Origin of the sequence: Pedobacter sp. BS3 (assembly GCF_008274585.1) — a bacterium.
Taxonomy (GTDB): Bacteria; Bacteroidota; Bacteroidia; order Sphingobacteriales; family Sphingobacteriaceae; genus Hufsiella_A.
This window is the reverse complement of record NZ_VTRT01000001.1, coordinates 1,251,644-1,263,972: the sequence shown is the minus strand read 5'-3', so window position 1 is coordinate 1,263,972 and position 12,329 is coordinate 1,251,644. Positions and strand designations below refer to the sequence as shown.

The window sequence follows — 12,329 nt, the reverse complement described above, 5'->3', positions numbered from 1 at the left end:
TCATAAAGAACGGTAATGGCATAGAATTGCTATAGATAACGTATCCATACTTCAGGATCTCTTTCCGTTTCCTTTGGAAGATGGTCTTCGCTATGCTTTGTGCTTTTTTTCAATAACATTTACATACAGGGCTGATAACCCAAAGAAATTTAACACATTATTGTAACAACAATTGTTAATTGCAATCAAAATCGTATATTCAAAACATTGAAAAATACATTCATCATGAGAAAAAACCTTTATATCTTATTTGTTGGCGCTATAGCCTTATTTTCTTTAAGCTCATGCGGTTATAACAGCATGGTAAAACTTGATGAGCAGGTACAGGCACAATGGGCCCAGGTAGAAAATGTTTATCAACGCCGGGCCGACCTTATTCCCAACCTGGTCAATACAGTAAAAGGAGCCGCTAATTTTGAGCAGCAAACACTCACCCAGGTAGTAGAGGCCCGGGCTAAGGCAACCCAGGTTACGGTAGATCCTACCAAGCTTACCCCGGAATCTATCCAGAAATTCCAGGCGGCACAAGGTGAATTAAGCTCTGCCCTGGGGCGTCTGCTGATGGTTACAGAAAACTATCCGGAACTAAAAGCCAATGCCAACTTCCAGGAATTGCAGGCCCAGATCGAGGGAACGGAAAACCGTATTACGGTTGAGCGGCAGAAGTTTAACCAGGTTACGCAGGAATACAATGCTAAGATCCGCAGTTTCCCTACTAATCTTACCGCTTCTATCTTCGGGTTTGAGAAAAAAGGCTACTTCCAGGCCGAAGCCGGCGCCAACAAAGCTCCCAAAGTTGAGTTTTAAATCTAAACAATGGCCCTATTTTCTGAACAGGAACAACAGCAGATACGCAAGGCTATTGAAGATGCCGAGGCGCTTACATCAGGCGAGATACGCATTTGCATAGAGAAAAGCTGCCCTGGAGATGCACTCGACCGTGCGGCGGAGTATTTTCATAAGCTGGGCATGTCGCAAACCAGTTTGCACAATGGCGTGTTGATCTACCTGGCAACTCAGGATCGTAAGTTTGCCATTATCGGCGATTCCGGCATCAATAGCGTTGTGCCCGAAAACTTCTGGAACGATACCAAAGAGCAAATGCTGCAATACTTTAAGCAGGGCGATATGGCCGAAGGTATTATTACCGGTATCAGGCTTGCCGGTGAGAAGTTAAAAGCCTATTTCCCTTACCGGGATGGTGATAAAAATGAGCTATCTGATGATATTGCGTTCTTTTGACCCGTCCCGCTAAACTGATAAACGTGTATTATTTTATTAAGAGATTTTTTCTATTCGTTTTTTTCATTTGCGGGGCAGGCTTACTGTTACAGGCACAGGATTTTCCTGCAAAACCCAATACCCTGGTCAACGATTACACTCATACCCTGTCCGCTAATGAGATTAACCAGTTAGAGCAAAAGCTGGTCCGGTTTGACGATTCAACCTCAACCCAGATTGCCGTGGTTCTTATTCCATCGCTGAACGGCTATGAAGTTGCTGATTACGGTGCTCAGCTTGCCCAGAAATGGGGAATTGGTCAGCAGGGAAAAAACAACGGTGTATTGATACTGGTTTCTACCGGCGACCGGAAGATCACCATTCAAACCGGCTATGGCGTTGAAGGCGCTCTTCCGGATGCTATTGCCAAGCGAATTATTGAAAACCAGATAACTCCTGAATTCCGGCAAGGCAATTACTATGCCGGACTGGACAAGGGTACAGATGCCATTATTGCTTATACCAAAGGGGAATATAAAAACGATAAGCCCAAACAGAAGGATCAGGGTGGTTCCGTAGGATTAATTATCCTCATCATTATTATCATATTGATCATTATTTCCCGCAGGGGTGGTGGCGGTAACCAGGTTATCGGCAGCCGCGGCGGTGCCAGTCCGTTCTGGTGGTTCCTGATGGGTAATGCCATGGGTCGCGGCAGCAGCGGAAACTGGGGCGGAGGTCGTGGCGGCAGCTGGGGAGGTGGTAGCGGTGGATTCGGCGGTTTTGGTGGCGGAAGCTTTGGCGGCGGTGGCGCCAGCGGAAGCTGGTAAGTGAGGTAGAAGGCAGAAAGGTGTGAGGCATAAGGTGAGCTAAAAGCGGAAAACAATATTAGAAGTAGGAACAAATATAAATAGCATAGGCCGGTTCCCTTCTCCTTGGGAGAAGAGTTAGGGATGAGGCCAAGCAAGAACCAAGAGACAAGGTGTTAAAAGTAGAAAGTTAAAGGCTGCTAACTACGAACAACTAATCACTAACAACTAAGAAAACATGTTACGTAAAGATTTAATCAGTACCGAAATTCAAAAATTACGTGAGGCGCTTGCACGTATCCTTAATCTTAAGAAAGAAGGTAATATTGATGATGCCCATACCCAAACCCGTAAAGTACTGAACGAAAGTTTCGATATCCCCGAGGATTATTTTTCAGACAGCTTCAGCACTGCTGATTTTGAGCAAACACTCCAAAACAGCAACCTGGATGCAGAAAAGCTTAACATTCTTTCAACACTTATTTTTGAGAGCGCTCATCCCTTTGAAGATACCGACGAAACATATCATAAGCTTCATGCTGTATTGGCTATTTTTAACCGTCTGGAGCAGGTGTATCACCAGCAATCGCTGGATAACCTGAGCAAACGGGAGATGATTGATAAATTCCTGAACACCGATCAATATGAGTAAGCTGAACTGGGAGCGTCTTTCGTCTGAATACCTTGTTAAAGAAAACTGGGCAACCCTCCGGGTAGATACCTGCCGCATGCCCAACGGAACTATCATTGATGATTATTATGTACTGGAATATCCGGATTGGGTAAATGCCGTTGCTCTTACAAAAGATAACGAGGTCATTATTATCCGGCAATACCGCCATGCTGCCGGTAAGGTGATCACTGAAATTCCGGGCGGATGTATTGATCCCGGCGAAACACCGGAGGAAGCGGTTAAACGTGAGTTATCTGAAGAAACCGGCTATGAGTTTCAAACCATCGAACCTATCGCCACGCTATATGCCAATCCATCTACAGCCGGAAATAAAACCTACAGCTTTTTACTTACCGGCGGCAGAAAAGTCCGGGAGCAGCACCTGGACGGACGGGAAGAAATTGAGGTGGAGCTGGTCAGCATCAATAAACTGAAAGAAATGTTATTCAATAACCAGTTTGAGCAGGCTTTACATGCCAGCGCTATTTTTTATGCGCTGGAGAAGCTTCAGAAGATCGCTCATCCATCAGCTCTTTAACAATAGCCACTAATTTCTGGGCTTCATATTCACGACTGAGCTTATAGTGGAAATCGGCTGGGCGCTCGATAACAAAGCTTTCTTTATTCTGAAATTTACGCCATAACTCGTTTAGCGCAGCCAGGCATTCTTCCTTACTATTACATACATAACCAGCATTATTCTCAACTATGCTTTGAGCAATATCGCCATGATCCGTCAGGGGCAAAAGTATTGGCTTTTGTAGTGCCAAATAATCGGCTTGCTTGGAGGTGATGATTTTTGACCTTGAACCATATTTTAGATGAAGGAATACAGAGGCCGAGCACATAACTTCCATGCTTTCTTCTAATGGTAATCGATCAGATATTGTGGTAAAATCATTCAGTCGATATTTATTAATTATCTTTTTTAAAAGAAGTTCCTGCCCCGCTCCCAAAAAACACAACTCCAACTGCCCCGGTTTAATATGATTGGTTTCAATAAAGCAAATGAGGTTAAAAAAGAAGGATTCGTCTTTTAGCTGGGACCGGTATAGCGTACCCGAATATATTATCCTGAATACATCGAATTGGTCAGTAATCCGCTCTTTATTAATCGCTGAAACGTTAGCACCGTTTTTCAGAACAGAAATTTTACCGCGGATTTTACGGGGAAAAAAACGTTTGAGGCTTTCTGAAACAGTAAAAACATTCAAAGCATAGGATAATATATTTTTCTCTGCCCTTCTTTCTAAAAGCACTCTAAACAAATAAAATATATGATTTACATTTAATATACGATAACCATACGTCCAGGGATCTCTATAATCTACTATTAATGGAATAGTATTTTTCTTTATCAACTTATATGTTTTTATGAGAAAACCAGTAGGCGGAATAGAGCATATGATAATATCATTACTTGTCAATTGAGCATTTACATTAAAATAATGTTTAAACAATTGGTCTGTAGAATAAATATCTTTAAAATAAATGATATAATGAAGTATATATAGCAACCAGAATAACCTTAATGACCCATTTCGCTTGGAGTTAGAAAAAGCCAATCGCTGAATAAAGTTCCCTTTGTTAAGGTCTAAAATTATAATATCTTCTCTTTCTTCGCTAGGGGTTTGGGCATTAATAGCTATTGGGTTTGCTGACAATACTATTAATTTAACAGGATAGCCATTATCTTTTAGACATCTATAGAATGATTGAATCCTACTATTGAACGTTACGTTTCTAGAGAACGGAAAAACAGAGAGAGTATAAATCATCCTGCCTAATATACACACATTGAATCAGAAATCCTGGTATAAATTTCTGAATGAACTTCTCAGACCAAACGTCAGCCAGCCGGTTTTATTGGTTGCCAGACTATTCTTTTCTATCCGGGCAACAGCGCCCAGCTCCAGGCGAAGGTTATATTTTGGATTGAGCAGGTAAGCTACTTTTCCTTCACCATAATAAAAATCGGTACCGATACCTTGTCCTACATGACTTCCATAATTCACACTACGGGTATCATACGACAGGAAGATATTCTTTCCATAATTCTCACCTGCAGGATCTAACCCGTAGCGGGCATAATTTAGCTGTCCCTGGAAGTCAAAACGCTTTACGCTATAATTCAATATGCTTAAAAACTCCCTGAAGTTTGCCCCAAATGGATGGGCTAAGGGCTGATTGTAATGCGCATAATTGGAAACCCGGTCAAAATGCGAATAGGTATACGGCCGGGCTGTATTAAACTCAAACAAATAATTGAGGTTTTTAACATGAAATATATCAGCTCCCCTTATCCCAAATTGAGCAGCCCATTTATTAGCCCAATAACCATTGCCGGCAAAAAATTCTTTTGCTGTAAATTCATCAATCATAAACTGCCCGTATAAAGCCATACCTTCAAACAGTTCATATTTGGTATTCAGCCCTAAACGTAATTTATCCGGCGAGGTGCTGTTCGCTCCTTCAATAGGCCTCAAGAACACAAAAGGATGAATGTAATTAAAGTCAAACCCCCGATAGCCTTCTTTCTCCGCCTCGGCCCAGGTTATGGCCTGGAAAAATCCCAACGACAGGCGCTTATTCACATTCCAGTCCACATAATGAAATACACCCCATTTATGCCGGTCGCCCAGGCGCCGGTCTGTAGTGAATCGTTCGGCCCCGGGATCAGCCATATAAGCGTATATAGCCTGGTAAGTTACATTTCCTAACGAGGCCCTTAACCGGAAGAAAGAATAATTAGCCGCCAGATCCGACAACAGCATCGACCTGTAGCCGTCACCAATAAAGTTCTTATCATATCCTAAAGCCAGATTCAGATATTTATTGGGCGTGTACGATAATAAAGCAGTAACATAGGCCCAATCTTTCGTTGCCTTATTGATCTTACCATTTACCTGTCCCGGAATGATCTTGTTAGAATCGATAAAGCTCTCCAGATAGTTAGGGAACACACCCTGGTTTTCATAACCGCTGGTATAGAATGAGAACTTTTTACCAACATTTCCGCCTACCTGATAACCACGGGTATACAGCCAGGTGGTTTTCTGATCTGCGAACTCTTTCCCCACCTGGAAGTCCGGGAGGAAATCAGCATATACCTGGTAATCACTATCTCTGAATTGCAGCAGGTGTTCATTAAATAGCTTACGATGTCCCCAGGAGTGTTTCTGAAGTGTATCTACCCCTAAACTCATCAGCTCATTATAGCGTCCGGCTAAAACAGAGTCGTCTGCAAAAGAAGGCCTTATGGCACTGTGAAACCGTGTTTCCTTAGAATAGACTACATTATTTAGTTTCTGGTAAAACTGGTAGGTGTATGGTATTACCTGGTTAGGCGTTTGTGCCCAGGCATTTGCAGCAAAAGCCCATAGCGCCACTATCTTAGCTAATCTCTTCATTAAATTAACAGGGATGTTATAACAAGGAAGCAATATTATCCGGAACAATTACTTCCGGGTGATCCAATTCCTCGTAAATTGAATTATTGCTGATGAATTCCGGAACTATCGTTTTCATTTTCAGCACAACCTGCCTGTCATTACATTCATTACTTAATCGGATCAGCTCTTCCACCTCCTTGTTCACCTGCTCAAAGTCATAGCAGCGGGTTTTAGCGATCATAATTTTTTCATGATGTGTCGGCACCGTATTTTCCTTATCATTCAATAGTTCTTCATATAACTTTTCGCCAGGTCTGAGACCAGTATATTCTATCGCAATGTCCTGGTTAGGGATTAACCCGGATAAGCGAATCATCTTTTTGGCCAGCTCTGCAATTTTGACCGATTGCCCCATATCAAATATATAGATCTCGCCGCCATTACCCATTGAGCCGGCTTCAAGCACCAGACGGCAGGCCTCGGGAATGGTCATGAAATAACGGGTAATATCCGGGTGAGTCACCGTGATAGGGCCTCCCTTTTGTATCTGTGCCTTAAAGCGGGGAATCACCGAACCGTTAGAACCCAGCACATTACCAAAGCGGGTGGTAATAAATTTGGTATTTACCTGTCTTAACGTGGCATTCAGATAGCTTAATCCATTGCTGAATAGTTTATCTTTCCGCTCAATGGCCTGGTAAAGCGATTGGACATATATCTCGGCGATACGCTTGGATGCTCCCATCACATTGGTTGGGTTTACCGCTTTATCGGTAGATACCATTACAAACTTCTTCACCTGGTATTTTAGCGCTAAGTTGGCTATGGTGCGTGTTCCCATCACATTGGTACGTATGGCCTCGGATGGATTATGCTCCATCATCGGCACATGCTTGTATGCTGCCGCATGATATACATAGTGTGGTTTAAACGTCCGGAACAGCATTTCCATCCGGGCGGCATCACGAACATCACCGATAAAGGCTTTAAAATCGTTGTTCAGGTCTTTATCCTGTAATTCCAGTTCCAGTTCATGCAACGGTGTTTCCGCCTGATCATTCAGGATGATCATCTGCGGGGAAAACTTTGCCAGTTGCCGCACAATCTCACTTCCGATAGAACCCGCCGCACCAGTAACCAATATCCGCTTATTCCGCAATTGCTCACGGATGGCATCGGTATTGATCACGATGGAATCCCGCTCCAGCAGATCCTCAATTTTGATATTCTGTATCTGCCGGGTATTGATATGTCCGTTGATCCAGTTAGGAACAGGCGGTAAGGTTAATACCTTAATGTTATTTTCCAGGCAGAAATCCACAATGGTGGTTTTACGCTCCAACGGCAAATCTGCAACAATCAATATATCATTAACCAACTCCTGCTGTACCAATAATTTAAATTCTTTAGTTAGGAATATTTTAACACCATCGATTACTTTACCAGCTTTGCGCTCATCATCGTCAATAAAGGCAACCACATGCATATTCAACGTGGCATCATGATCCAAGGTACGTTTTACAGCAACACCGTTTTCGCCTGCACCATATAATACTACCCGTCTCCGATCGATACGCAGATTTTTGATATACAAAAAGAAATATTTGATCAACACCCGGTAGGTGATCAGCAGTAAGAAGCTGCACAGCAGATTAATGACCAATACCACATTACTGATGATAACCGGCCGGGCAAAGGCAACCAAAAGCAAATTGGTGAAAAAAAACAAGGCATTATTGATCAGCACCGCCGTTAATATCCGGAACGAATCCTGGGCGCTGGTATAACGGATAATACCGGCATAAGTACGCACACTGTAAAATACAATACTGCTAATAACCAAGGTAACCAACAGGTTACGGCTTAATTCGGTGGTATTGATATCGGTAACATCAAAATTGAACCTGATAAAATAGGCAAACACCATAGATACCAGGCAACAACACAAGTCTATGGTAAAGATGATCCAGCGGGGTACAATATTAATGCGTGTAAACAAGGTACAATATTGCTAATTTTAAGTCAGCAACAAAGATAGTTTAATCTTGTTTTACTTTTGCAAAATATTAATGTTTATCTGAATTTATCTCTTGTATAGAGAGGCAATTTCGCCTATTGGCCAACCAGCTATCGTCCATGTTAATTACCTTTTAGGTTGAGGCCGAAGATAAGGTTGAGGGGTGTATAGGGTTATAAGTTTATGAGGTTATAAGATAGTGTAAGACCACAGTCCTATCAAACATTACAGGCACTGCCGGTTGAGGGCAAGGATAAGGCTGAGGTGGTACTAACAGTGAGTTTGTACGTGTATGTTAGTAGCTTATAATTTACCGATACTACCTTTTAGAGAACAGGATCTTGCCTGTTATCCCAAAACCATAAAACTGTGACTTTTTCTGAATCACCTGATAAAATACAGAACATTGCTTACTGATCAAACCCTTACGTACATTTCTGAAACAGATCTTTTGAATATGTAAGGTTGAACTGATATGGTTGCTATTACCTCCAGGGTTCTTTTAACAAATTTCTTAGCATCCTTTTCACTCCATGTTTCTTCGATAAACTTTACTATAGCATCGAATGTTTCTGTCGCCTCATCAGTCTAATAAACCGGGAGACTCATAGATACTTTGAGTACTTCTTAATTACTTCATCATGGGCTGTCAGCAAACCACACGTAGCCTGCTTTTTACTCTTTTTGATTCCTTTTTTTACATGAACCGGCAGCCCCGGCCAAAAATCCTCCTGCCTGCTTTTAAACAAATCCCTGACAGCTTCAATTAAATCCCTATCTTCTGTTTCAAGCAACATTTTAACGAGCTCTATTTTATCTGCCTGCAAATCCATATAACAAATTTATACTTTATCAGTTAAACTGTCAACGTATGAGATCAAAAGTTATGAGATTGTTCACTGCTCATGGCAACCGGAGGACTGGTTGAGGAGGTTATGAGTGTATGAGGTTATAGGAAGCGGCTATAATATCCTTGCGTGTTTTGAACAGTGGATCGTGCTATCATTTTCTGCAGTCCGGCCCGCCGCCGCCGGAGGGCTGGTTGAGGATAAGGTTGAGGAGTGGATGGGGTCGTAAAGATAGCATACTAATCAACAAGACAAATCAATCAACCTCTCCAAACAGGTATTTTTTCCCTTCAAAGATTAACCTGCACCCTATAAATAGTATTGTTGTAATCAGTAAAAATACTACGCAACCCAAAAGGGAATCACGAAAGTATTCTGAATAACTTATTATAAACAGGTTAATGATTAATTGAACTATCATATAACTGATGCTAACCCATACGTGCGGCCATTTTTTTGTATTAGCCAGAAACTGGTATACATGGCTACGATGGGCTTTAAAGATATTTTCTTTACGGATCAAACGAAAACAGATGGTTGTCACCGCATCCAGGCCGTACAACAATAATAAAAAGATATATACCGGATTCTGAGAAATTACCAGTAACTGCCCCAGGAAAAACAGGATAATAAATGCCATGCTTACACTGCCTACGTCCCCGGCAAAACAACGGGCTGTTTTCCGGAAATTAAAATAGTTGAACACCAGAAGTGAAAGAATAATTACTATCATCAAAGTTGAAGAACCGAATGGCTGCACTTTTTCATTGATATACCATAATGTTAACAGGGTTACCAGACTGTAGCCACCGGTGATGCCATTAATACCATCCATAAAGTTATAGGCATTGATCGTGCCGATCACGAATATCAATGTGGGCAATAACCAGAATAACGATAATTGATATATATCCAACTGGTAAAACAGTAAGGCTACGGCTGCCAGGTGCACTACCAGACGAATTTTATTATCCAGTGTATAAATATCATCCAGGAAACTGATTGCTGCAATAGCCAGTAACCCGATAGTAAAATAAGGATATGTCCAACCGGAATACCCGGAAAATACCAATACGGCTATGGGGAATAAAATCCCACCTCCACGAATAGTAACCGAACTGTGTGAACTGCGGTGATTGGGTTTATCAATAATGTTATACCGGTCGGCTATTCTGAAATATACGGTTTCAACAATAAAGAAGAAAAGGATAGTTCCGATGATCAACAGTAGATTCATGCCGCAAAGATGTTGATTTTTCAGGAGATGGCAATGTTGTCGGAAAGTTTGAGAGTCGGAAAGTCCGGAAGTTACGAATGAGCGTGTTCATCGTTCAGAGCGGATGGTTCATGGTAAGGAAGCCGGAGTTTAAGAGACCGGAAGTTAAAATGTATATCCTGTCGAACGAAAATACGACTTTCAATTTACATAAAAAATGCACTAATTTCCATGTAAATTGAAAATAAAACTTTCAATTTACATGGAAATTAGTATCTTTAACTATTCTTAAAGGTGCTAACACATGATCAGAAGGAGTATTCATCAGCAATTACTTTATGCCGTGAACAACATGCCCGTTGTGGCCTTACTGGGCCCCAGACAGGTTGGAAAAACCACATTAGCCTTGTCTATTGTCAAAGAAACCGGCAAACCAACCACGTATATAGACCTGGAACTGGATTCGGATTTCAACAAACTGAGCGATCCTGAAGCCTATTTAAAGCGCATGGAAGGTCAATTGCTCATTATTGATGAAGTGCAACGCAAACCTGACCTGTTCAGGACATTAAGAGCCTTAGTAGATATCCGCCGGAGAGCGGGAGAAAAAACAGGACAGTTCCTGCTGTTAGGCTCCGCTTCCAAAGACCTGTTACAACATACTGCAGAAACATTGGCCGGCCGTATCCGATACCTGGAATTGAGCCCGTTTAACATCTTTGAAATCCTACAGGAAGATGCCCTGGGTACGGCATACGATAAACTCTGGTTCAGAGGGGGATTCCCGGATAGTTACCTGGCGGCAACAGACCACGAAAGCTGGGAATGGCGGGGAGATTTTATCGCTTCGTACGTGGAACGCGATATCCCGCTGATGGGCCCGCAGGTGCAAGCTAACCGGATAAAAACATTCTGGTCTATGCTGGCGCATTATCACGGGCAGCAGGTAGTTTTTTCTGAATTGGGAAGAAGCCTGGAATTAAGTCACACCACCATTCGCTCTTACCTGGATATACTGACTGATTTTTATATGGTCCGCCAACTGCAACCGTGGTCTGGTAATACCAAAAAGCGGTTAGTTAAATCCCCAAAGATCTATTTACGGGATTCGGGAATACTTCACCGGTTACTTAACATATCTTCCTTCGAAAACCTGTTAGGACATCCTGTACTGGGAGCCAGTTGGGAAGGTTTTGTTGTTGAGAACATCCTGCTACAACTTTCTGATAAATGGCGTTACAGTTATTACCGGAGCAGTAACCAGGCCGAAATAGACCTGGTACTGGAAACCCCGGACAATGAGGTGTGGGCCATTGAGATCAAACGTTCTTCTGCTCCCACTATTAAACGAAGCTTTCATGAGGCCTGTGCGGACGTGCAGGCGGTGAAAAAGTTTATCGTGTACCATGGTCCGGAACAATATCCTATCGCCAACGGGGTTGAAGTTATCGGGCTCACACCGTTTCTGGAGCTTGTGAGCAGTATGTAAGGCTTTTGTCCGCTCATTGCCGTGGGGACTTAGTTCAAGGATAAGTTTAGAAGGTTATAGGGGTTATGAGTTTATGAGGGGAAAGTGTCCGAGAGACCGGAAGTTATGAGTTGGGGGTTCATAGTTCATGGGCGGAGGGCTGGTTGAGGTTGAGGGGAGCATAAGGTTATAAGACAGACATTGCAGGATGGTGTATTTTGGGTGCCAGGCACAGGCTACGCTCGTTTGGCATCAGCTCGGGCTGCGTCTTGCATTCGCCGTTACTTTCCCTTGCCCCAGAATGCAAGCCAAGGCCCCTTGCCTTCCCACAGGCTGTCCGTGATACCAAACTTTACAGGCACTGCCGGAAAGCACGGCGCACCGGGCAAGGCCTGGGTTCATCGTTTAGTATAGCGACCGTTGAGCTACGAATGTACTTTCCGCATTTCCGGTTGAGGGCAAGGATAAGGTTTAGAAGGATATAGGCTTATGTATTTATGAGGCGAAGTTCTTTGACGGGCCAAAGTTTAGTATAGCGTATAAAGAGCAACGCAGGTATTTTAAGCACTGCCGTTCATTTTTCACGTTCATTGCGAGGAACCGGCCCCGAGTACTTCCAGCAAGATGTTACCTGTTACTTTTGCCACTGCACTATGAATTATTGCTAATGTTATCTAAAGATACG

Annotated in this window: 11 protein-coding genes; 6 read left to right on the top strand and 5 right to left on the bottom strand. The window is 42.6% G+C overall.

Going from position 1 to position 12,329, the window contains the following annotated elements:
- The first annotated feature begins 225 nt into the window (after window positions 1-225).
- The 5 genes from FW774_RS05315 (at window position 226) to FW774_RS05295 (ending at window position 3,241) form a co-directional block, all read left to right on the top strand.
- Window positions 226-807, top strand: coding sequence for a LemA family protein (locus FW774_RS05315; RefSeq protein ID WP_149347078.1), 582 nt, complete (start codon window positions 226-228; stop codon window positions 805-807).
- 9 nt (window positions 808-816) lie between these two features.
- A complete protein-coding gene (locus FW774_RS05310; RefSeq protein WP_149347077.1) occupies window positions 817-1,242 on the top strand; it encodes a TPM domain-containing protein in 426 nt (141 codons plus the stop codon).
- Between the two features lie 17 nt (window positions 1,243-1,259).
- Window positions 1,260-2,051, top strand: coding sequence for a TPM domain-containing protein (locus tag FW774_RS05305; protein ID WP_410522725.1), 792 nt, complete (start codon window positions 1,260-1,262; stop codon window positions 2,049-2,051).
- 217 nt (window positions 2,052-2,268) lie between these two features.
- Window positions 2,269-2,682 (top strand): hypothetical protein, encoded by a 414-nt coding sequence (locus FW774_RS05300; protein WP_149347076.1) that lies wholly within the window; start codon window positions 2,269-2,271, stop codon window positions 2,680-2,682.
- Entirely contained in the window at window positions 2,675-3,241 is a 567-nt protein-coding gene (locus tag FW774_RS05295) for an NUDIX hydrolase (protein WP_149347075.1), read from the top strand. The genes FW774_RS05300 and FW774_RS05295 overlap by 8 nt, the downstream gene beginning before the upstream one ends.
- Here FW774_RS05295 and FW774_RS05290 read toward each other — a convergent pair.
- The 5 genes from FW774_RS05290 to FW774_RS05270 form a co-directional block, all read right to left on the bottom strand.
- On the bottom strand, window positions 3,186-4,367 hold the full coding sequence (locus FW774_RS05290; protein ID WP_149347074.1) for a glycosyltransferase family 4 protein: 1,182 nt from the start codon (window positions 4,365-4,367) through the stop codon (window positions 3,186-3,188). The two genes, FW774_RS05295 and FW774_RS05290, sit on opposite strands and share 56 nt — an antisense overlap.
- A 138-nt stretch (window positions 4,368-4,505) precedes the next feature.
- Window positions 4,506-6,113: a gliding motility protein RemB gene (locus FW774_RS05285; protein ID WP_149347073.1), complete on the bottom strand. Its 1,608-nt coding sequence runs from the start codon at window positions 6,111-6,113 to the stop codon at window positions 4,506-4,508.
- Window positions 6,114-6,129: 16 nt separating this feature from the next.
- The gene (locus FW774_RS05280) at window positions 6,130-8,094 is read right to left on the bottom strand and encodes a polysaccharide biosynthesis protein (RefSeq protein WP_187774813.1); all 1,965 of its coding nucleotides are present in this window, start codon (window positions 8,092-8,094) and stop codon (window positions 6,130-6,132) included.
- Between the two features lie 623 nt (window positions 8,095-8,717).
- Complete coding sequence (locus tag FW774_RS05275; RefSeq protein ID WP_149347072.1) at window positions 8,718-8,945, bottom strand: hypothetical protein; 228 nt, start codon at window positions 8,943-8,945, stop codon at window positions 8,718-8,720.
- Between the two features lie 271 nt (window positions 8,946-9,216).
- Entirely contained in the window at window positions 9,217-10,197 is a 981-nt protein-coding gene (locus tag FW774_RS05270; protein WP_149347071.1) for an MraY family glycosyltransferase, read from the bottom strand.
- 283 nt (window positions 10,198-10,480) lie between these two features.
- Between FW774_RS05270 and FW774_RS05265 the strand changes: the two genes are divergently transcribed.
- A complete protein-coding gene (locus tag FW774_RS05265; protein WP_149347070.1) occupies window positions 10,481-11,665 on the top strand; it encodes an ATP-binding protein in 1,185 nt (394 codons plus the stop codon).
- Window positions 11,666-12,329: the final 664 nt, after the last annotated feature.